Source organism: Holdemania massiliensis AP2, from assembly GCF_000327285.1.
Classification (GTDB): Bacteria; Bacillota_I; Bacilli_A; order Erysipelotrichales; family Erysipelotrichaceae; genus Holdemania; species Holdemania massiliensis.
In genome coordinates this window covers 525,602-545,821 of record NZ_HE998568.1, presented here as the reverse complement: position 1 = coordinate 545,821, position 20,220 = coordinate 525,602, and the positions used below count along the sequence as shown (strand labels likewise).

The window sequence follows — 20,220 nt, the reverse complement described above, 5'->3', positions numbered from 1 at the left end:
GCGGAGTTTCCCCACTTTCTTCAAACCAAGTAAAGGAGATGAATTTAATGAGTATTGAGGTTATCACACTCATTTTGTTGGTGCTGACTATCGCGATCGGATATTTCCGCAAGATTAATACAGGACTGGTAGCCTTAGCTGTAGCCTTCTTCGCCGGATTGTTTCTGGTCAAGATGTCAGGCAAGGAAATCATTGCTGGTTTTCCAACATCCCTAATTTTCACACTGATGGGAATGACTTTCTTATTCAGTATTGCCAAAGTGAATAAGACGATGGAAATGATTGCTCTGACAATTGTAAAAATGGCTCGCGGCAATACCAAAGTTATTCCGTTGTTATTCTTTATTTTAGGCGCTGTTCTGTCTGCCCTGGGACCGGGACCGGTAGTCATGACCGCGATCATTGCGCCGCTGGCCATGCCGGCAGGCAAAAAAGCAGGAATTCCGGATATTTTAACCGCCTGTTCGGTCATGACAGGCTGCTTAGCCGGCGGCTTAGCACCGATTACTGCTTCCGGCTTAATCGCCTATAATTTAGGCCAGGAAGTGGGCGTAGCAAATTATACGCCGGTCATGCTTAATTGCATGTTGACCAGCACCATCCAATTTGTGCTGTATTACATTATCTTTAAAGGATACAAGCTAAAGAAGCAGCCTTTAGAAGATACGGAAGAAAACAAGGTTAAATTAGATCAAAAGCAGATTATCACGTTGATAGGAATCGCCTGTGTTATCCTCAGTATTGTGTTCTTAAAAACAGATACGGGATTGACGGCTTTCTGCGGCGGCGGCATTTTACTGCTGTTGGGAGTTGCCGATCAGAACAAGGCTATCGCAGGAATATCGTGGTCAACGATCCTCTTGGTCTGTGGCATGGCGGTTTTAGTGAATGTAGTAAAAGTGGCCGGCGGCATTGATATGCTTTCAACAGCTTTGGGCAGTGTGATGACACGCAGTACTGGTGGACCAATTTTGATTGCGATGTCGGGATTGATGTCTTCTGTTTCCAGTGCCTCCGGCGTGGTTATGCCAACGCTGATTCCGACAATTCCAGGGATTATCGAACAAATGGGCGGAACGTTATCGGCAACGGCCTTGTTGTCAGCGATTGTAATCGGAGCGCACTGCGTCACGTTGAGTCCTTTATCCACGCTGGGAGCGATGAGTTTAGCCAGTGCGAATGAAGAAACCAACAAAGAAACAATGTTTACCCAGTTAATGATCTTAGGCTTCAGTGCTATTCCGCTTTGTGCCCTGTTCGCTTTCCTGGGATTGTATAACATTTTCTGATTGTTCACAAAGGAGGATCCAGTGATGTATGGAAATGAAGTTTCTCTGACCCAATCTGCGATTGTCACTGTTTTCAGTATTTGCCTTGTCTTTCTGGCCTTATTTCTGATCAGTGAATTAATTACGGTGATGGCCAGACTGATTAACAGAAAGAAAGAAACACCGGATTTTAAGCCGGCTGCTGAAAAAGTGGAAACTCCTGAAGAAGCGCCGCTTCCGTTGGCTGTAATTACGGCTGCCGTCGCTTGTATGGAGGGTGCCGATAAGCTTGTCATCAGAAAGATTGCCGTTGCCAAACCAAGTGAATCCACTTGGACGCAGGCAGCCCGCCTGCGAGCGGTTAAATAAGGAGGATGTATGAAAAAATTCAATATTACTGTTGAGGGAAAGACCTACGAGGTCGAGGTTGAGGAAATTGGAAGCACAGCTGCCGCAGTCTCCCGCCCGACTCCAGCTTCAGCTCCGGCTGCGGCGCCTGTCAAAAAGCCAGCGGCTCCAGTAAGAGCCGGCAGCAATGAAGTCAGAGCCCCAATGCCGGGAACCATTCTGCAGATCAAAGTAACAGAAGGGCAAAGCGTCAAAGCGGGCGATGTACTCTGCATTTTAGAAGCTATGAAAATGGAAAATGAAATTGTTGCACCGCAGGACGGTGTTATTGCGAAGATTCATGTCGCTAAGGGGACGAAAGCCGCTACAGGAGACATTTTGATCTCACTCAAATAAAAGGAGGGTAACCTATGCTTGAATTACTGACTAGTTTCTGGGAAAGCACCGGGTTCTCTATGATTTTTGAAATGATGCCGTTGGAACTTTTTGGACTCCAGCTCATGCTTCCCGGCCATCTGATCATGATCATCATTGCCTGTATCTTTCTGTATCTGGCAATTTGGAAAGGCTACGAGCCCTATCTTCTGATTCCAATTGCTTTCGGTATGCTGCTGGTCAATCTGCCTTTAGCTGGACTAATGGAAGAGGGCGGTTTGCTGCGCCTTCTATATACAGGAACAGAATTGGGGATTTATCCGCCGTTGATCTTTCTGTGCATCGGTGCGTCAACTGATTTTGGACCTTTAATTGCTAATCCCAAAAGCTTATTGTTGGGAGCAGCGGCTCAGTTAGGTATTTTCTTCACCTTTATCGGTGCAATTCTTCTGGGCTTTACCGGACCAGAGGCGGCTTCAATCGGGATTATCGGCGGTGCAGATGGCCCGACAGCCTTGTATTTAACAGGAAAACTAGCGCCGCATCTGCTGGGTTCCATTGCCATTGCCGCTTATTCTTATATGGCGTTGGTGCCGATCATTCAGCCTCCGATTATGAAGCTGCTGACAACCAAAGAAGAACGGCAAATCAAAATGGTACAGCTGCGGCCGGTATCCAAAACGGAAAAAATCCTGTTCCCGATTGTCGTCACGATTTTTACAGTATTGCTGCTGCCATCAGCTGGTGCGTTGATCGGTATGCTGATGCTGGGCAATTTAATCAAGGAATCTGGTGTCGTTCCGTTTTTAACCGATGCGATCTCCAATTCATTGATGTATATCGTCAGTATTCTTCTCGGTCTGACGGTTGGGGCAAAGGCAGATGCTTTACATTTCCTTAACACACAGACAATCTCCATCGTTGTGCTAGGCTTGGTTGCCTTCTCTGTAGGTACAGCCGGCGGTGTGTTATTTGGTAAGCTGATGTGCAAGCTGACTAAGGGCAAGATTAATCCACTGATTGGAGCTGCGGGAGTCTCAGCAGTGCCAATGGCAGCGCGTGTTGTTCAAAAGGAAGGCCAGAAATACAATCCGAGCAACTTCCTGCTGATGCATGCTATGGGACCGAATGTCGCAGGGGTCATCGGTTCAGCTGTTGCCGCAGGACTGCTGCTGATGTTCTTCGGCTGATCGCAACAGGCTGGAAAATTTTTCCAGCCTCATTTTTACTTGAAGGGTGTAAAAGAACAATTAGATTATGATAGGCTGATAAACAAAGCTAGGGGAAGGTGGGAAGAACCATGGCGACATTCTCGAACCGGCAGCTGTCAATCCTGACACAGCTTGTCAATCATCCGCAATATGTCAGCAGTGAAGAATTAAGCTTGGTGACCGGTTTCAGTCCAAAAACAATTCGTAAGGATATCCAGGAAATGACGGAGATTTTAGAAGAAAGCTATGGAATCCGCGTTCAGTCCAAAAAGGGAATTGGATACAGTCTTCCGGCTTTGAGTTATGATCAGATGGAAAAGTTAATTCCGATTTTTGACAATGCCTACAGTGCAATGATTCCTTACTCTAGCAATGAATTGCGGATTCATTATATTATTCAGAGACTGATTGCCAGCGATGAAGTCATTCGGATTAATGATCTGGCTGAAGAACTCTATATCAGCCGTTTTACAGTAACGGAAGATTTAAAGATGGTTCGCCATCTGCTTCATAATTATAATCTGAGACTGCAGCGGCAAAGCAATGCCGGCTTAATCGTAGCTGGTTTAGAACGGCATAAACGCAGCTGTATTCTAAATGAATACGGAATCTTTCAGCTGATGCGAAATACCATATATGACTGCAGTAGCTACAAGGAACTGGTCTATTTGGATCCTGCTTCTTATCACTATATCCGTCAGAAAATTCAGGAAATATTCAAGGAAAACAACAAATACACAATCTCGATGAAAGGGGTTGAAAAGGTTGTTTTAGCTGTAATTGTGATGATCAACCGCAAGAAAAAGGGCTATGATGTCGATTATTCTCAGGATCATGAAGAACGCTATGCCATGCAGAGTACATTTTCTTATTTGGTATCCAAACGGATTTTAACGGTGATCGGGGCCCATTTGAAGATTCTTTTTAGTGAAAATGATTTTATCTTCTGTGCTGTGATTCAGCTGGGTTTTCGTAATTTTCTTTCTTATGATGAGGTCTATGTCAAATCTTTTTTTGATGAAGGCTTTCGCATGGCACAGTTAATCGTGGATACCTTGGTAGAACGAACGCAAATCGTTGAATTTTCCCGTGACCGCTTGCTGAAAGAACGCTTGGCCATGCATTTGATTCCAGCCTTGATCCGCATTAAACATAATTTAATCAACGACTATATTCCTGGCTACATCACACATAAAAAGTACACTTTATCGACGGAATTTGCGGTTATGGCCTGCGAGGTAATCCGCAAAAAACTTCAAATCAATTATATCAGTCCCAATGAAATTAATTATATGGCCTTTGTCTTTTATTCAGCACTTTGTCGGATAAAACCGGATAACAATAAAGATTGCCGTTTTGCCATTGTTTCGGTCATTGGCCGGGATGTCGCAACTGTACTTGCGGAAGGCGTGCTCAAACGATTTGATCAATTTGCTCGTCTGATCGTTCCTTTTGCCCAATATCAGATCGATTTGATCCATGATGATGACTTTGATTATGTAATTACCGATCTGCCCCGAGAAGCGTTTAATCATTTAAATATTCCGATTTTGGAAGCGAATTTTGCTTTGGGTTTTGATAATGACCGGCTGATTGCCCAGCACTATCATAACTTGTTTTTCAAAGTGGTTACGTTAAAGACCTTCTTTAATCCTGAATTATTTTTCATTGATCCGAGTTCTGTCAACGCTGAACAGGCGTTACATTTTATGGCAGCGCAAATTCAGCAGGTTCTAGGCGTGAAAAAGGATTTGGGCAAGGACTTATTACGCCGGGAAAGAGCTTGCACAATTGAGCGAAGCAATAACTTGGCTTTTATGATTACTCAGGATTTTTATATGCCTAAAAGTTTCTTTGCGGTCAGTATCTTTGAGCATCCGATGATGTGGTTTAGAGAATCGGTGCAGATCCTGATGATTTTCAGTCCTGGACAGCAGTCTAGGCGGGACATTCTTCAGCTGAATCGGGAATTTGAACATTTTATCAACGATCCTGAAGCCATCGTGAAGATCCTTCAAGAACCTACTTATGACAATTTTGTTCAGACAATGGAAACTGTCATCCTTTCGCTGGTGTGAAGGAGGATAAAATGAAAGTCGTAATCCCTGATGCTTTCGATCCATTAACATGGATGCATATGGATTTAATTCATCGTACTGTCCAAATTGCAGAGGAAGTCGTGCTTTTAGTCATGGAAAATTCAGCGTTGTCTGACTGGTTTACGATTGATCAGCGGATACAGATGATTAGGGACAACTTCCCGCAATGCAATACGCTGCAGATACAGTCAGGTACAGGCTTAATTGTTGACTGCGTCAAAGCGATGAACATTTCGGTTATCATCAGACCCTTAACTGAAAGGAACTGCCTGCAATCTGAATTGAAACAGGCTTCCGTCAATGCTGTACTGGAAGACCAGATTGAAACGCTCTTTCTGCCCATCAGACCTGAATATGCGTTTATTGACAGTGAAGCGGCAAAACAAGTGGCTTTATTTGATGGGGAATTATCTTATTTTGTACCTCCGTCTGTTCTGCTTCCGCTTAAGCACAAAGCTGAATCCTTAAAGTATTTAATTCGTCGTGAGACGGGTTGACATTTACTTTGTAATTGTCTTTTTTCCTGACAATCTCTGCGGTTTGTCTATGTTGCCAAAGGCGATTTTTCCGTATAATATCAACCGAAAAGGAGGGCGTGAGAAAACTCGATGCACAACTGACGGAATCCTTTGTATTTTCCACTTTTTCAATGGTATAATAACAAATGATAACGCTTTGCAAAGAGAAGGAGAGAGCTTATGTTAAAAGTCATGAATCACCCGCTGATCACGCACAAGCTGACTCAGATGCGGAAGGTGGAAACCGGAACCAAAGACTTCCGGCAGAACCTCGATGAAATTGCCGGGTTGATGGCCTATGAGATCTGCCGCGATCTGCCGACCAAGCCGGTTATGATTCAAACGCCGATCTGTGAATGTCAGACTGAAGAATTATCGAAGGAAATTGTTCTGATTCCCATTCTGCGCGCCGGGCTGGGACTGGTCAACGGCATTACTGATCTGATTCCGACAGCCAAGGTTGGATTTATTGGTCTGTACCGCGATGAAGAAACACTTCAGCCGCATGAGTATTTTGCCAAGTTTCCCAATACGATGCCGGATGCTGTAAATATGGTTCTGGATCCGATGCTGGCAACCGGAGGCTCCGCGGTGGCCGCGATTGATATGATCAAAAAGCGCGGAGCGAAGACAATCAAGCTGGTTTGCCTAGTCGGGGCTCCGGAAGGCGTCAAAGCTGTTGAAGAAGCGCATCCGGATGTCGATATCTATCTGGCGGCGCTGGATGATCACCTGAATGAAAAAGGCTACATCGTTCCAGGACTTGGCGATGCCGGCGACCGCATTTTCGGCACGCGATAGTGAAAAGCTGGATCCAGGCGATGACGCTGGGATTCACCGTGATCGTATCCATTCTGGCGCCGACGCTGATCGGGCTATTGCTGGATGAGACCTGCGGGATTCGCCCCTGGGGTGTCATCGGCGGCATCCTCTGCGGGGCTGGGTGTGCGTTTGCGGCCTTATGGCAGCTGACGAAAACGAAATAAGGAAAACGTATGCGTAAACAAGGAATTTCATTGACGCTGATCCTGTCGGGCCTGGTCGTGCTGATCGGGGTCCTGACTGACTGGCGGATTGCGTCCGGCTTCATCCTGGGCGGCGCCATTTCGGTTTTGCTGTACTGGCGCACAACGATGTTCTGTGATCAGGTTTTAGATCAGCAGGCATCGGGAAAACTTGGATTGATCGGCCATTTTCTGTTCAGCTATCTTCTGATGGCGATGCCGCTGTTGATTTCCGCGCTGGTTCCGGAGGTGTTCAATATCTTCGCAGCCGCCGGCGGCCTGTTTCTGATGAAGATCGTTTTGATTCTTGATTCAATATTAGAAAGGAGGGAAAAAGATGGGTAAACCGCTGCACCTGACGATTCAGTCGGATGTGTTCATCATCTTGGGCGTGACGGCACTGCTGTGTCTGGCCGTGATCGCCTTGTCTAAAAAGATTGATAAAACCGATCCGCTGGCCAAACCGCACGGCGTGGTTCTGTTGGCAATCATGCTGGTGGAAACGCTGGATAACCAGGTCAAGGACAATGTCGGACCCCGGATCGCTAAAAATCTGTCGCCGTATGTCACGACGATTGCGATTTACATCTTTTTAAGCAATATTCTGGGCCTGTTCGGCTTCTCTTCTCCCACAGGCAATTACAGCGTCACGCTGATGCTGACGATCGTTACCTGGGTGCTCGTTCAGATTGCCCAGCTCAAAGCCGGCGGCTTTAAGGCGTATATGCACGCCTTTATTGAACCGATGCCGGTCTTTCTGCCGATGAATATCTTCGGCAAATTTTCGACGATTCTGTCGATGTCCTTGCGACTGTTCGGCAACGTGTTGTGCGGAGGCATCATTATGTCTTTGGTCTACAGCTTTACGTCATGGTGCTCGACTGCATTGATTAATTTACTCGTTCCCGTCGGATCGGCGGTCAATTTTATCGCCCCGATTCTGACCCCGGCGCTGCATTTCTACTTCGATCTGTTCGCCGGATTTATTCAGACCCTGATCTTCATTACGCTGACGATGGTCTTCATCGGCAATGAAGTTCCGGAAGAAATGAAAAAAGCATAACCATTTTAGGAGGAAAAAATTATGGATATCGCAAAAGGTTTAATCGCTATCGGCGCTGGTCTGGCTGTTATGACCGGTATGATGACAGGTATTGGTGAAGGTTTTGTCGCCGGCAAGGCGGTTGAGGCTATCGGCCGCAATCCGGAAGCTGAAGGTAAAATTCGTTCGACGATGATTCTGGGTATCGCCTTATCTGAAACCTGCGCTATTTACGGCTTATTGGTAGCGATCCTGCTGATCTTCGCGTTCTGATCGGGCCTCGATACGAAACGGATAGAGCAGGAGGGAAGATATGATTGATATTGATGTAATAGGCCAATTGCTTCCCAATCCGATCACGATGCTGACGCAGCTGTGTTCTACGCTGGTGCTGTTTCTGATCATCAAAAAGTTTTTGTGGAAGAGCATCACCAACATGCTGGATCGGCGTGCCGAGAAAATGCAGGAAGAACTGACGGCGAGCGAACAAGCTCACCAACAGGCGCTGCAGGATCGTGAGGATGCCCGTTTACAGCTGAAGGAAGCGGTGACACGGTCACAGACGATCATTGAAAAAGCGACGGTGGAAGCCAAGTCGGTGCGGGAAGAAATTGTCCGCAAGGCTAAAACCGAAGCCGATGATCAGATCGTTCGGGCCCGCGGCCAGATTGAGTTGGAACGTTCACAGATGCAAAGTGAAATCCACAAAGAGATGGTTGAGGTGGCGATGAGCGCGGCCGAAAAGCTGATCGGAGAAAAAAGCAACGAAGCCAGCGATCGCCAGGCTGTCGATCAATTTGTAAAGGAAGTAACAGCGTATGGCCAGTCAGGTCGCTGAACGGTACGGCCAGGCACTCTTTGAACTGGCTAAAGAAACCGGAAACCTCGTTCACTGGGGTCAGCAGGCCCGTTATTTAGCGGCAGTGGTGGAAGAAAATCCGCAGCTGCTGGATTTTTTCAACGCGGTGAAGATCAGTGCGGAAGAAAAAAAACAGATGGTTAACACTTTGTTTTCCGGTCAGATTGATCCCTTGCTTGTGCATTTTCTGGATCTTTTGATTGATAAAAAGCGAACGAAGAACACCGTTGAGATTCTCCGTCAATTTATCAGTCTGGAAAACGCCGAACGCGGGGTAGCCGAGGGTTATGTGTACTCGGCACGCAAACTGGCAAAAGAAGACATGATCCGCATTGCTGAAGCTCTGACTCAAAGTCATGGACAAAGTCTGGAACTGACCAACCGGGTTGATCCGCGGTTAATTTCCGGATTTAAAGTGGTGATCGGCAACGAGGTGATTGACGGCTCCATGAAATCAAAAATTGAATCACTGAAAAGTGAACTGTTGAAGGAAAGCAGGTGAGAGAATGAGTTTAAGACCTGAAGAAATCAGTGCCCTGATCAAAGAACAGATCAAGCACTATGAAGATAAAATTCAGTCGAACGACGTCGGCTATGTCATTCGTGTCGGCGACGGAATCGCCTTAATTCAGGGATTGGACAAAGCGATGTCATCCGAGCTGCTGCTGTTTCCGCATGATGTCTACGGCATGGTGCTGAATCTGGAAGAAGACCATGTGGGCGCAGTCTTGCTGGGCGATGATACGCTGATCAAAGAGGGCGATGAAGTCAAACGAACCGGCCGGATTGTCGAAGTTCCGGTGGGCGACGGGATGTTGGGCCGGGTAGTTAACGCCTTAGGCCAGCCGATTGACGGCAAGGGCCCGATTGTCTGTAACAGAACCCGTCCGATTGAACGGGTAGCGCCCGGGGTTATGACGCGGAAAGGCGTGCATCAGCCGTTAATGACAGGCTTAAAAATAATCGACTCAATGATTCCGATCGGCAAAGGCCAGCGTGAGCTGATTATCGGCGACCGCCAAACCGGCAAAACCGCGATTGCCGTCGATACCATCCTGAATCAGAAGGGTCAGGATGTGTACTGCATTTATGTCGCAATCGGTCAGAAAGCCAGCACCGTGGCGCAGATTATGGAGAAACTTCGGCAGCATGATGCGATGGGATATACGACGATTGTTGCGGCAACGGCCAGTGAAATGGCTCCGCTGCAGTATCTGGCGCCGTATGCCGGCTGCGCGATTGGTGAGGAATGGATGGAACAGGGCAAAGACGTGCTGATCATCTATGATGACCTTTCCAAGCATGCGGTCGCTTATCGTACCATGTCGCTGTTATTAAGAAGACCGCCGGGACGTGAAGCTTATCCGGGTGATGTTTTCTATCTGCATTCCCGGCTTCTGGAACGGGCCGCAAAGCTGAATGATGAACTGGGCGGCGGTTCTTTAACCGCCTTGCCGATCATTGAAACACAGGCCGGCGATATTTCGGCCTACATTCCGACCAATGTCATTTCGATTACGGATGGTCAGATCTTCTTACAGACAGAACTGTTTAATGCCGGCGTCCGTCCGGCGGTGGACAGCGGATTGTCTGTATCCCGAGTCGGCAGCGCGGCGCAGACCAAGGCTATGAAGCAGGTTTCCGGTTCCTTGAAGCTGGATCTGGCGCAGTATCATGAAATGCTCAGCTTCTCGCAGTTTGGTTCCGATTTGGATCCGGTGACCAAAGCGACGATTGATCATGGCGCGCGGCTGACGGAATTGTTAAAGCAGGGACAGTATTCGCCGTTAACGATGAGCGAACAGGTTTTATCACTGTTTGCCGCCAAGAACGGTTATCTGAAGAACGTACCGGTCGAACAGATCAAGAACTTTGAAGAAGGCATGCATAAATTCTTTGCACAGGACAAAGCCGATCTGATCGATCGGATTGACACAGAGAAAAAATTGGATGCGGATTTGGAAGCGGCGCTGAAGCAGGCGATGGATGAATATCTGCAGCAGTTTCAGCTGATCAGCGGGATGTAGTGCATGGCGCAGGGAAAGCAAGCGTTAAAGGGACGCATTCGTTCCGTCAGCGCCACCCGGAAAATAACCAGTGCGATGGAGCTGATCGCCAATGCCAAGCTGCAGAAACAACGCATTCAGATGGAAAAAAACCGGGAATATGCGGATACGCTGCGTCAGATGGTCAGTCAGATTCTGGCGAACAATCCGGAAAGTGACTGCGTCTATTTAAAGAAAAATCAATCACCCCGCACCTTAACGTTTATGTTTACCTCGGATATGGGGCTGTGCGGAGCGTATAACGCCAACCTGCTGCGGATGGCTCAGGAAATCCTGGATCCGCAGGATCCGATGATTGTGATTGGCACCAAAGGCACCAGTACATTGCGTCAGAAAGGATTCAATCTGATCCATGAGCCGATAGGGTCCGATCATGTGGATTTCTATGTGTTCAACGATTTGGCGGATGAAGCGCTGAATCTGTATGTTGACGGTGAAATCGGAAAGATTCAGATTCTTTATTGCCAGTTTGTCAATGCGGTAACCTTTACCCCGCAGCTTTTGACGCTGCTGCCGGTCAGTCCGATGGAGCGGGAAGGCCGGGAGTTTAAGGTGGAAACCTTATTTGAACCAGGTCCGGATGAAATCCTAAAATCCCTGATTCCGATGTATGTCCGTTCTTTGCTTTACAGCACGCACATGCAGACGAAAACGGCGGAACAGGGTTCGCGCCGGGTTGCGATGGAAAGCGCGACGGACAATGCCGACGAGCTGATCGATAAGCTGACACTGCAGTATAACCAGGCGCGTCAGGCGGCGATCACACAGGAAATCACAGAAATTGTCGCCGGGGCCGATGCCTCGTAGCGAAAGGAGAGTTTATGGCTAATAATATTGGAAAAATCGTACAGGTCATCGGACCGGTTGTCGATATTCGGTATGCCGCCGGAAATCTGCCGGCGTTAAACAACGCGATTGTTGTAGATAAGGGCGAAGGACAGCGGATTACCGTTGAAGTCGCTCAGCATATCGGCGATGACGTTGTTCGCTGCATCGCGATGGCTTCGACTGACGGTCTGGTCCGCGGTATGGAGTGTCTGGATACCGAAGCGCCGATCAGCGTACCGGTCGGCCAGCAGGTACTGGGCCGGATGTTCAATGTCCTGGGCGATGAGATCGACGGTTTGGGCGGCTTGCCGGAACCGAACAAGAAACTGCCGATTCACCGCGCTGCGCCTTCCTTTGAGGAACAGCTGACGTCGGCGGAAATTCTGGAGACCGGCATCAAGGTCATCGACCTGCTTTGCCCGTATGCCCGCGGCGGTAAGATCGGCCTGTTCGGCGGCGCCGGGGTTGGCAAAACCGTCTTGATGCAGGAACTGATTCACAACATTGCCAAGGAACATGGCGGCATGTCCGTTGTGGCTGGGGTCGGTGAACGAACCCGTGAAGGCAATGACATGTACCACGAAATGAAGGACTCCGGCGTTCTGGACAAAACGGTTCTGGTCTATGGTCAGATGAACGAAAGTCCGGGCGCAAGAATGCGCGTGGCGCTGTCAGGCTTGACGATGGCGGAATACTTCCGCGATCAGGAAGGTCAGGATGTTCTGTTGTTTATTGACAATATCTTTCGTTTCACCCAGGCGGGTTCAGAAGTCTCGGCGCTGTTAGGCCGGATGCCGTCTGCGGTGGGTTATCAGCCGACGCTGGCGACAGAAATGGGACAGCTGCAGGAGCGCATCACATCAACCAAGCGGGGTTCGATTACTTCCGTTCAGGCGATTTACGTTCCGGCGGACGACTTGACAGACCCGGCTCCGGCGACGACCTTCTCGCATCTGGACGCGAAGACGGTTCTGGATCGTTCCATCGCGGCTTTAGGTATCTATCCGGCGGTCGATCCGCTGGAATCCAGCTCACGGATGCTGGATCCGTTAGTCGTGGGTGATGAACATTACGAAGTGGCCCGCGGCGTCCAGCAGTTACTGCAGCGCTATAAAGAGCTGCAGGACATCATCGCGATTTTGGGTATGGATGAACTGTCGGATGAAGATAAGAAGATCGTAAACCGGGCACGCCGGGCGCGGAACTTCCTGTCGCAGCCGTTTCATGTTGCCGAACAGTTCTCCGGTTATAAGGGAACTTACGTTCCTTTAGCGGAAACTGTGCGAAGCTTCAAGGAACTGCTGGCGGGAAAATATGACGATCTGCCGGAACAGGCCTTTATGTTTGTTGGTACGATTGAAGAAGCGGCGGAGAAAGCCCGTCAGCTGGGGCAGTAGCGTATGATCCACTGCCGCGTGGTGACGCCGGAAGGACTGGCGAAGGAACTGGATACCACCATCCTGAATGTGGTCAGCACTGTCGGTCAGCTGGGAATCTTATCCCGTCATGTACCGCTGGTCACACCGCTGGCCATATCCCGCATGATTACGGAAGAAAGCGACGGCCGCAGGGAATACGCGGTCGCCGGCGGTCTGTTATATTTTGAAAATGATCTGGCAACGATCCTGACCGATGCGATTGAGTCCAAAGAGGAAATTGATCTGCGCCGGGCAGAGGAGGCCAAACAGCGGGCTGAAGCTCGGATGGAGGATCCCAATATGGATATCCGCCGTGCTGAAGTTGCTCTGAAGAAGGCCATGAATCGAATTTCGGTGAAAGGCGAAGTAAAATAAAACTAAGCGACGATTTCTTTCTTTAGAAAGAAACCGTCGTTTTTCTTTTAAAAGTGAAGCCGGAAAAAATATAAACGGTCAACTTAGAGAAAGCTTTATCAAGATAAGCTCCACGGTAATTCATACGTTCCGGTATAAAGCGGTTTCAATCTGCAGAATAAACTCTTATAATAATAACAAAGGGAAGGGTGACTTATGAAAACAGTCTATATCAATGGAATTGTGTTGGACGGATCGGAGAACATGCAGCCTAAGACAGGGCTGGCGATTGTAACGGAAGGGGAAAAAATCGTGGCGGTTGAGCCGTGTCAGGCGGCTTATGATGGATCGCAGATCATCGATTTGAAAGGGCATTATATCATGCCGGGGCTGATCAATCTGCATGTTCATCTGCCAGCCAGTGGAAAACCAAAGAAAAAGCAGAGTGATCCGAAGAAATTAGTAAAGCTGATGACAAGCAATAATTTCCTGCGCAAGATCATGCTGAAAATGTGCGAAGGTTATGCGAAGACGCAGCTGATGAGCGGAGTGACAACGATTCGTACGGTTGGCGGCGTTGAGGACGTCGACACGCAGATCCGAGATGCTATCTTAGCGGGAAAGATGGACGGTCCGCGGATCCTGGCGGGAAATATGGCGATTTCTGTACCTGGCGGGCACATGGCCGGTTCCCTGGCTTATGAGGCTACAACTCCAGAGCAAGCTCGTTCTTATGTCCGTCAGATTGCCAAGGACAAGCCGGATCTGATCAAATTGATGATTACCGGTGGCGTCTTGGATGCGAAGGTCAAAGGCGAACCTGGAGAGTTAAAAATGTCGCCGGAAATTGTGAAAGCGGCATGCGAGGAAGCGCACGCGTTAGGTCTGCATGTCGCGGCGCATGTGGAAAGTCCGCAGGGCGTGCAGGTTGCGTTGGAGAATGGGGTAGATACGATTGAACATGGGGCATTGCCGAGCGAGGCAATCATCCAGCTGTTTCAAGATCGGAAAGCGTGTCAGGTAGCCACGTTGTCGCCGGCCCTGCCGTTTGCGTTATTCGACCGTCATGTCAGCCATGTGTCTGAAATGGAGCAATATAACGGCAAGATCGTTTTTGACGGCATTGTGGAGTGTGCGAAAGCGTGCTTGGCGAATGGAATCCCAGTTGGCTTAGGTACGGATACGGGCTGTCCCTATATCACCCATTACGATATGTGGCGGGAAGTGAATTATTTCCATAAGTTCTGCGGCGTATCCAATACGTTTGCCTTATACACCGCAACGAAACGGAATGCGGAATTAGTCGGCATTGGCGATCAAACCGGTTCGATTGAGGTCGGGAAGTGCGCGGATTTCATGGTCACTGAGAAGAATCCTTTGGACGATCTCACAGCATTGCGGAATATTAAGATGGTTGTCGCCCGCGGCAAGCGTTATGCGGATCCGCAGGTTAAGAAAATGTCGGATGTGGAACAGGCACTCGATCCGTTTATTTAAATATAGAATGAAAAGAAACAGATCGTCGGACTGTAAGCGGCAGCCCGGCGGTCTGTTTTCAAAATGGTTAAGGAACAAGCAATGATGATGCAGTCATTGGTTTTGATGATCAGTTAGTTAAGTAGCTGCAAAAAATAAGGTTGAATATAATCAAAGTTTTTAACTTGAAAGTTGAAAAGTTTATTTGTTTTTATAGTTTTAGATGAAGAAGTCTAAAACTTCTTTTGCATATTAGCGCGATTTTATTAAGCACAGATAAAAAACAGGGGTTTAATAGAATTCCGATATAATCGTTTCATTCCGTTTTGTAAATATTTATATCGGAAAAAATAATTGGTATTTATAAAAAGATTCTGAAATCGGAATGAAATTTCTCGGAGTGTTTAAAATATTCTATAATCAAAACAGGAGTAAGGCGATAAAATGATCGCGGGAACGGAGTATTTAGAGCGGCTTTGGTCTTAGAAGGACGAACAGTTGATTAAGGTTGTTACAGGATTCAGACGATGTGGAAAATCAACATGCTCCATGCCTGGACTATAAAGTAAGGTTAGCACGAATGTCATCTGTTGTTTATCAACGCGGAAAAGATCACGATTGCTGGACTCTTGTGAATATATTGACGTGCTATTTCTTTCGTATTATACTGACTTTAACATTCATAGAGGAGGGAAAATGAATGACTAAAATTTCCAGAAGAAGCTTTTTGAAAGGTTCGGCCTCGTTGGCAGTCTTGGGTGTGCTTGGCGGATGCGCCCAACAGAACGACTCAGGGAAAACGCCGGAGAATACCCCGGCAGCACCGAAATACAACGCGACGAGCAAAACGGGGTTGTGTCCGCTGGATTTCTCTAAAATGGAGAAGTTAACCACTGATGTCGCGGTGATCGGCGGAGGCGGCGCGGGCATCTGTGCGGCGATTGCGGCAGCACAGAACGGCGCTCAGGTCCTGTTAATGGAAAAGTTGGGCATGCTGGGTGGCGCGACAATTCTGTCCGGCGGCAAGATTCCGGCAACCGGTACGGAAGAACAATTGGCCTATGGTGTGACTGACGATACAGTTGAAGCCAATGCCCGTGATATTCTGCGTCCTAATAATTACAGTGTTCGTGAAGAGCTCGTTTATACGGTTTGTGAAAATGCCAAAGATATGATTGAGTGGACACGCGAAATGGGTGTGAAATGGACAATCATGGATTCTCTATACTATGGTCAGTCGGAATACCGCATGCACAATGCTGAGGGCAACGGTGCAGGCATGACTCAAGCGATGATCGATACGCTCAATGCAACGGAAGCCATTACGACTCTGCTGGAATTCTCAGTTGAAGGTCTGACTTTAGAAGGCGATGTCGTAACGGGATGTTACGGCAAGGATAAAGCAGGAAAAGAATTTGTGATCGAAGCTAAAAATGTGGTTCTGGCTTCTTCCGGTTTTGGCAATAACGATGAAATGCTGGCGCAGTATTGCCCAGAAACGCTGCCGGCGGTTAAGATTGTCGCAAGCGGAGCGACAGGCGAAGGGATTCTCTGGGGCGAACAGCTGGGGGCGAAGCTGGCCTGCATGGGAGCATATCAGGGCTATGCCTTCCACAATGTGGACAACGATACAACCAGCGATCAAGGCTTAGCGAATAACGGCGGGATCTTTATTAACGAACAAGGCCACCGCTTCTGCAACGAGTACGGCGGATATTCCGAATTAACTCCGCATATTCTGGCGCAGAGTCACAACCTCTGTTATCTCTGCTTCACAGATATTCAAAAAGAAAAATGCGCAAATTTCGCGAAATGGGATGAAGAAGGGATTGTGTTCAAAGCGGAAACCATTGATGATTTAGCTGCGGCGATTGGCGTAGATCCGGCAGTAATGAACAAGACGGTGAGTCAGTATCAGGCGGGTATCGAAAAAGGCGAGGATCTATATAACCGCACAAAACTGCCGGCCAATTTCGACGGACCTTATTACGCGATTAAGATTACTGGGGAAATTCGGCATACACAAGGCGGAATTGCTACCGATGTGGATGCCCATGCGCTGCGCGTGGATGGTTCTGTAATTCAGGGCCTTTATGCGGCAGGGGGTTGTACAGAAGGCTTTTCTTCGGGTGATGGAGCCGCATATATGTCCGGCAACGGGCTGCTGCAGGCCATGATTTTTGGGAAAATTGCCGGCATCAAAGCGGCAACCGAACAGCGGGGAGAAATCAAGGCTGTTCAATGGTCAAAAGCCTGACGATCAGAACAGGGAAATCGATTAAAAACGGCGCATTCGATGAGAAACGTCGTTTTTTTATTCCAAATGGACTGCTTAAGAAGCGATGGACATGATTGTTCTTCTGCAGCTGGAAACGGCGTAAGATATAAATCTTTTTCATCTTAGAATCAGACTATCGGAATCGTCTTGACAACTTTAAACTATTGTAGTAGTCTATAACTATCATGAAGACTATTGTAATAGTCTTGAGGAGGCAGAGATGAAGCTATTTGACTCAGAACTAAAGATCATGGATGTTTTATGGCGGCGCGGGAAAACGCCGGCGAAAGAAATTGCGGATGAATTAGGCAATACCGTCGGCTGGAATAAGAATACCACGTATACGGTGATTAAAAAATGCGTTGATAAAGGAGCCGTGCTGCGGACGGAGCCTAATTTTCAATGTGAAGCCTTGATTCAGCGGGAGGAAGCTCAGCGTGAGGAAACAGAGGAGCTGATCAACAAAATGTTCGGCGGCAGCGATGAGTTGTTCTTCTCTTCCTTCTTAAAAACCAAAGGACTCAGTGATGAAAAAGCCGATGAACTTTTAAAACTGATCGAGAAAATGAAATGAGGAACAGACAATGTGGATTGTAAAAATGAATATGCCATTGATTCTGATGAGTCTTGTGGGGGCGGGGATGATCGTCATTGTCATTCTGTTAAAAAAAGGTTTCGGGCGGTTTCTGCCGCAGCGATTGTTTCCTTTGCTTTGGATTTGTGTTTTAATTCGCCTGCTGATTCCTTTTTCAATATCCAGTCCGTTGAATCTGACGTCATTCTCGAAATGGGGAAATTGGGCTGAATTCAGAACGTTTGGCATTGCGGAAAGCACGAATATCGTTGTCATGGATGAAGCCCCGGCAGTTCAGAAAGGAACGCAGACGCAGACCTCAGTAAACAATGAGATTTCAGAACAGATAGCTATGCAAGCCCCTGCTTTTCAGCTGAATTGGAATATTGAAACAATTTATACGACAGGCGTATTGGCAACGGGGATATTTCTGATCTGGCACTTTATCCAGACACGCCGTAAGTTTGATGCCAGTGTTTTGATCGAAGGGGATCCGCGGATCATTTCAGTGTTGGACGCCCAAAAGGTCACAGCCGAAGTCTATCTCAACGATCGGATTCAGGGACCCTTAGTTTTTGGTTTGCGAAGACCTTTGATCTTCCTGCCTTCAACGCTGGATTTTACCGACAGTGAGCTTCTGCGGAATATCCTGCAGCATGAATGCACGCATATCCGTCGGCATGATAATTGGATGAAGCTGGCCGCTGTGGCAGCCTTAAGCATCCATTGGTTTAATCCGCTGGTTTGGCTCATGGTCAATGCGATCAGCCGTGATCTAGAGGAAGCGTGTGATGAAAGCGTGCTGACGCAAATGAATCTGGAACAACGGCAGAGTTACGCCCGGGCATTGATTCAGATGTCGCGGAAGCAGCTGAAATTCGCCTGGAACTACTGTGCTTTTAGCCGCAATGAAGTGGAACGGCGAGTGCGCAAGATCGCCGCATATAAGCCATTGCGGAAAATTGTGATGGTTGCCTGTGTGGGCTTCATCGCTCTGTTTTCGATGTTCACCGCTGCGGCTGCTCAGGCACCGTTTATCGCAGAATTATCCTCCAGCTGTTCCAGTTCCGATTCCCGGTTTATCCTGGAAGCCGAGCTGAGGCGAGATCTTAATCTTTCGCTGTCATCGCAAACTCGCAGCCGGGCAGATCAGGCGCTGATTCAGGTGCTGAAAGACAATCCTGACAGCGGACTGGCGGCGCTGAAACAAAAAGCTGCTGCGGCATTAGCGGAAGAGTTCCATGCCGAAGTGCAGGCATTCCATATTGACGCCTATCTGAATTTGGATGAAGCGGAGCTTCAAAAGGAATATCAGGCACATGCGATCCTCTATCAGAATCAACGATATACTTATGAAGGAAAACCGGTCAGGAATTTTGAAGATTCGATGGCGGGGCGTTATTTTATGAATGATGAAGGGGACGTGGATGTGTATGTGGTTCGGGATGATCTAGGGAGGATCACAGAGCTGAAAACATACGTTGTGAAATAAAGTTAAAAAATCCCGGTACAGTCTTTTGCGAGAAAGCAATGCGCCGGGATTATCCTTATTCATTGAGTAAATAAAGATGTTCCCTATTTACCGGTAAAGAATGATGGAAGGAAATAAAAACAGATATGGTGCTGTCAGAATTGCCAGTAAGAGCGCGGCTTTCCGTTTCTCAGACAATGTCCAAGGAAGCCGGCGAAAACTGATTTTTAAATTGAACAAATAGATTAAGCCGCCGGATAACACGGTGATCGCAGCGGTGATCAGAAAGCCCAGAAGATGAGCGTACGGATTAAACTGAATCGCATAGGCAACAGAACTGCCGACACTGAAGGAAATGAACATCAACAGAGCACCGCCGATAAAATCGGAGAGATAGCCAAATCCAAAGATCCAGAGGAAACATTTTTTCCAGGCTGATTTGAAGTCCTGATGATTGAGCCTGCAGCCTAAGAACAGGACCAGCGTATCAATGATGATGTTGCCGATGAAGGTTAGGATAAAAAATCCGGTTGAAGGGATGAAGAGGAAAAACCAGAGGGGAAACAGGACATTGTATAAACGATATTTATGCATAATTTCTCCTTCCATATCATTCAGGTCAGAAATGCTGGAGATCAGCACGCTGTCCTTTCACTTGTTTTCATTATAAAGGAAGCGCGGAAAGCGGAAAATAGGAAGTGAGGAACCGTAAGAAATTTGACAGAACTGTCAAGAATCGCTATCATGAGAAAAACGAGGGAATTCCGGCTTTCCCGATAAGAAGAAAGGAAGATTCTTTATGGAGGCAATCGTTCGTGTCGCTGTGCACTTAGGCTGTTTTGCGTTGGCGCTCTATGCCATGCAGGCGCTGAATTATGAAAAACTGATCCGCAGCGGTCGTGTTGTTCAGGCACAGCTGCTTTATCTTTTGGTCGCGATGTGCATCGCGCTTTTATCCGCGCAGTTTTTACTCAATCTCGTCATCAAGATTCATGTATAAATAAAAAGGACATGGACATACTCACCACTAG

23 protein-coding genes are annotated in these 20,220 nt (G+C 47.7%); 22 read left to right on the top strand and 1 reads right to left on the bottom strand.

From position 1 onward, the window contains the following. Positions 1-47: 47 nt before the first annotated feature. The 21 genes from BN162_RS10400 to BN162_RS10305 all read left to right on the top strand — a co-directional run bounded on the left by BN162_RS10400 (position 48) and on the right by BN162_RS10305 (position 19,210). Positions 48-1,289: an SLC13 family permease gene (locus BN162_RS10400; protein WP_020225034.1), complete on the top strand. Its 1,242-nt coding sequence runs from the start codon at positions 48-50 to the stop codon at positions 1,287-1,289. Positions 1,290-1,313: 24 nt separating this feature from the next. Continuing rightward, the gene (locus BN162_RS10395; RefSeq protein WP_020225033.1) at positions 1,314-1,637 is read left to right on the top strand and encodes an OadG family protein; all 324 of its coding nucleotides are present in this window, start codon (positions 1,314-1,316) and stop codon (positions 1,635-1,637) included. A 9-nt stretch (positions 1,638-1,646) separates the two neighbouring features. Then, a complete protein-coding gene (locus tag BN162_RS10390) occupies positions 1,647-2,012 on the top strand; it encodes a biotin/lipoyl-containing protein (protein WP_020225032.1) in 366 nt (121 codons plus the stop codon). Between the two features lie 14 nt (positions 2,013-2,026). Further along, positions 2,027-3,181 carry a sodium ion-translocating decarboxylase subunit beta gene (locus BN162_RS10385; RefSeq protein ID WP_020225031.1) on the top strand — a complete coding sequence of 385 codons (1,155 nt, stop codon included), beginning with the start codon at positions 2,027-2,029 and terminating at the stop codon, positions 3,179-3,181. A gap of 110 nt (positions 3,182-3,291) precedes the next feature. Beyond that, on the top strand, positions 3,292-5,280 hold the full coding sequence (locus BN162_RS10380) for a BglG family transcription antiterminator (RefSeq protein WP_020225030.1): 1,989 nt from the start codon (positions 3,292-3,294) through the stop codon (positions 5,278-5,280). Positions 5,281-5,291: 11 nt separating this feature from the next. Next, positions 5,292-5,798 carry a pantetheine-phosphate adenylyltransferase gene (gene coaD, locus BN162_RS10375; protein WP_020225029.1) on the top strand — a complete coding sequence of 169 codons (507 nt, stop codon included), beginning with the start codon at positions 5,292-5,294 and terminating at the stop codon, positions 5,796-5,798. A gap of 201 nt (positions 5,799-5,999) precedes the next feature. Further along, a complete protein-coding gene (gene upp, locus BN162_RS10370) occupies positions 6,000-6,620 on the top strand; it encodes a uracil phosphoribosyltransferase (protein WP_020225028.1) in 621 nt (206 codons plus the stop codon). Then, positions 6,620-6,805, top strand: coding sequence for an AtpZ/AtpI family protein (locus BN162_RS18375; protein WP_147612174.1), 186 nt, complete (start codon positions 6,620-6,622; stop codon positions 6,803-6,805). The genes upp and BN162_RS18375 overlap by 1 nt, the downstream gene beginning before the upstream one ends. Positions 6,806-6,814: 9 nt before the next feature. Next, the gene (locus tag BN162_RS10365; RefSeq protein ID WP_020225026.1) at positions 6,815-7,168 is read left to right on the top strand and encodes a hypothetical protein; all 354 of its coding nucleotides are present in this window, start codon (positions 6,815-6,817) and stop codon (positions 7,166-7,168) included. Next, positions 7,161-7,886: a F0F1 ATP synthase subunit A gene (locus BN162_RS10360; RefSeq protein ID WP_020225025.1), complete on the top strand. Its 726-nt coding sequence runs from the start codon at positions 7,161-7,163 to the stop codon at positions 7,884-7,886. Before BN162_RS10365 ends, BN162_RS10360 begins: the two co-directional genes overlap by 8 nt. Positions 7,887-7,907: 21 nt before the next feature. Beyond that, positions 7,908-8,138 (top strand): ATP synthase F0 subunit C, encoded by a 231-nt coding sequence (gene atpE / locus BN162_RS10355; RefSeq protein ID WP_020225024.1) that lies wholly within the window; start codon positions 7,908-7,910, stop codon positions 8,136-8,138. Between the two features lie 40 nt (positions 8,139-8,178). Next, a complete protein-coding gene (gene atpF / locus BN162_RS10350; RefSeq protein ID WP_020225023.1) occupies positions 8,179-8,703 on the top strand; it encodes a F0F1 ATP synthase subunit B in 525 nt (174 codons plus the stop codon). Continuing rightward, positions 8,684-9,226 (top strand): F0F1 ATP synthase subunit delta, encoded by a 543-nt coding sequence (locus BN162_RS10345; RefSeq protein WP_020225022.1) that lies wholly within the window; start codon positions 8,684-8,686, stop codon positions 9,224-9,226. Before atpF ends, BN162_RS10345 begins: the two co-directional genes overlap by 20 nt. 4 nt (positions 9,227-9,230) lie before the next feature. Beyond that, positions 9,231-10,751, top strand: a complete 1,521-nt coding sequence (atpA, locus tag BN162_RS10340) for a F0F1 ATP synthase subunit alpha (protein ID WP_020225021.1) — start codon at positions 9,231-9,233, stop codon at positions 10,749-10,751. 3 nt (positions 10,752-10,754) lie between these two features. After that, positions 10,755-11,597 carry an ATP synthase F1 subunit gamma gene (gene atpG / locus BN162_RS10335; RefSeq protein WP_020225020.1) on the top strand — a complete coding sequence of 281 codons (843 nt, stop codon included), beginning with the start codon at positions 10,755-10,757 and terminating at the stop codon, positions 11,595-11,597. 14 nt (positions 11,598-11,611) lie between these two features. Beyond that, positions 11,612-13,015 carry a F0F1 ATP synthase subunit beta gene (gene atpD / locus BN162_RS10330; RefSeq protein ID WP_020225019.1) on the top strand — a complete coding sequence of 468 codons (1,404 nt, stop codon included), beginning with the start codon at positions 11,612-11,614 and terminating at the stop codon, positions 13,013-13,015. Positions 13,016-13,018: 3 nt separating this feature from the next. Continuing rightward, on the top strand, positions 13,019-13,411 hold the full coding sequence (atpC, locus tag BN162_RS10325; protein WP_020225018.1) for an ATP synthase F1 subunit epsilon: 393 nt from the start codon (positions 13,019-13,021) through the stop codon (positions 13,409-13,411). Positions 13,412-13,606: 195 nt separating this feature from the next. Further along, positions 13,607-14,887 (top strand): amidohydrolase family protein, encoded by a 1,281-nt coding sequence (locus BN162_RS10320; RefSeq protein WP_020225017.1) that lies wholly within the window; start codon positions 13,607-13,609, stop codon positions 14,885-14,887. A 679-nt stretch (positions 14,888-15,566) separates the two neighbouring features. Next, on the top strand, positions 15,567-17,123 hold the full coding sequence (locus BN162_RS10315; RefSeq protein ID WP_020225016.1) for an FAD-dependent oxidoreductase: 1,557 nt from the start codon (positions 15,567-15,569) through the stop codon (positions 17,121-17,123). Positions 17,124-17,364: 241 nt separating this feature from the next. Beyond that, positions 17,365-17,718 carry a BlaI/MecI/CopY family transcriptional regulator gene (locus BN162_RS10310; RefSeq protein WP_020225015.1) on the top strand — a complete coding sequence of 118 codons (354 nt, stop codon included), beginning with the start codon at positions 17,365-17,367 and terminating at the stop codon, positions 17,716-17,718. 10 nt (positions 17,719-17,728) lie between these two features. Then, a complete protein-coding gene (locus BN162_RS10305) occupies positions 17,729-19,210 on the top strand; it encodes a M56 family metallopeptidase (RefSeq protein ID WP_020225014.1) in 1,482 nt (493 codons plus the stop codon). A gap of 87 nt (positions 19,211-19,297) precedes the next feature. Here the strand turns inward: BN162_RS10305 and BN162_RS10300 are convergent, their stop codons facing one another. Continuing rightward, positions 19,298-19,783 (bottom strand): hypothetical protein, encoded by a 486-nt coding sequence (locus BN162_RS10300; protein WP_147612173.1) that lies wholly within the window; start codon positions 19,781-19,783, stop codon positions 19,298-19,300. A gap of 205 nt (positions 19,784-19,988) precedes the next feature. Between BN162_RS10300 and BN162_RS10295 the strand changes: the two genes are divergently transcribed. Next, positions 19,989-20,189: a DUF1146 domain-containing protein gene (locus BN162_RS10295; RefSeq protein ID WP_020225012.1), complete on the top strand. Its 201-nt coding sequence runs from the start codon at positions 19,989-19,991 to the stop codon at positions 20,187-20,189. Positions 20,190-20,220 lie beyond the last annotated feature (31 nt).

Coding starts and splice junctions, on each gene's coding strand:
- BN162_RS10400 (WP_020225034.1), top strand. CDS start 48: ATGAGTATTGAGGTTATCACACTCATTTTGTTGGTGCTGACTATCGCG.
- BN162_RS10395 (WP_020225033.1), top strand. CDS start 1,314: ATGTATGGAAATGAAGTTTCTCTGACCCAATCTGCGATTGTCACTGTT.
- BN162_RS10390 (WP_020225032.1), top strand. CDS start 1,647: ATGAAAAAATTCAATATTACTGTTGAGGGAAAGACCTACGAGGTCGAG.
- BN162_RS10385 (WP_020225031.1), top strand. CDS start 2,027: ATGCTTGAATTACTGACTAGTTTCTGGGAAAGCACCGGGTTCTCTATG.
- BN162_RS10380 (WP_020225030.1), top strand. CDS start 3,292: ATGGCGACATTCTCGAACCGGCAGCTGTCAATCCTGACACAGCTTGTC.
- coaD (WP_020225029.1), top strand. CDS start 5,292: ATGAAAGTCGTAATCCCTGATGCTTTCGATCCATTAACATGGATGCAT.
- upp (WP_020225028.1), top strand. CDS start 6,000: ATGTTAAAAGTCATGAATCACCCGCTGATCACGCACAAGCTGACTCAG.
- BN162_RS10365 (WP_020225026.1), top strand. CDS start 6,815: ATGCGTAAACAAGGAATTTCATTGACGCTGATCCTGTCGGGCCTGGTC.
- BN162_RS10360 (WP_020225025.1), top strand. CDS start 7,161: ATGGGTAAACCGCTGCACCTGACGATTCAGTCGGATGTGTTCATCATC.
- atpE (WP_020225024.1), top strand. CDS start 7,908: ATGGATATCGCAAAAGGTTTAATCGCTATCGGCGCTGGTCTGGCTGTT.
- atpF (WP_020225023.1), top strand. CDS start 8,179: ATGATTGATATTGATGTAATAGGCCAATTGCTTCCCAATCCGATCACG.
- BN162_RS10345 (WP_020225022.1), top strand. CDS start 8,684: ATGGCCAGTCAGGTCGCTGAACGGTACGGCCAGGCACTCTTTGAACTG.
- atpA (WP_020225021.1), top strand. CDS start 9,231: ATGAGTTTAAGACCTGAAGAAATCAGTGCCCTGATCAAAGAACAGATC.
- atpG (WP_020225020.1), top strand. CDS start 10,755: ATGGCGCAGGGAAAGCAAGCGTTAAAGGGACGCATTCGTTCCGTCAGC.
- atpD (WP_020225019.1), top strand. CDS start 11,612: ATGGCTAATAATATTGGAAAAATCGTACAGGTCATCGGACCGGTTGTC.
- atpC (WP_020225018.1), top strand. CDS start 13,019: ATGATCCACTGCCGCGTGGTGACGCCGGAAGGACTGGCGAAGGAACTG.
- BN162_RS10320 (WP_020225017.1), top strand. CDS start 13,607: ATGAAAACAGTCTATATCAATGGAATTGTGTTGGACGGATCGGAGAAC.
- BN162_RS10315 (WP_020225016.1), top strand. CDS start 15,567: ATGACTAAAATTTCCAGAAGAAGCTTTTTGAAAGGTTCGGCCTCGTTG.
- BN162_RS10310 (WP_020225015.1), top strand. CDS start 17,365: ATGAAGCTATTTGACTCAGAACTAAAGATCATGGATGTTTTATGGCGG.
- BN162_RS10305 (WP_020225014.1), top strand. CDS start 17,729: ATGTGGATTGTAAAAATGAATATGCCATTGATTCTGATGAGTCTTGTG.
- BN162_RS10300 (WP_147612173.1), bottom strand. CDS start 19,783: ATGCATAAATATCGTTTATACAATGTCCTGTTTCCCCTCTGGTTTTTC.
- BN162_RS10295 (WP_020225012.1), top strand. CDS start 19,989: ATGGAGGCAATCGTTCGTGTCGCTGTGCACTTAGGCTGTTTTGCGTTG.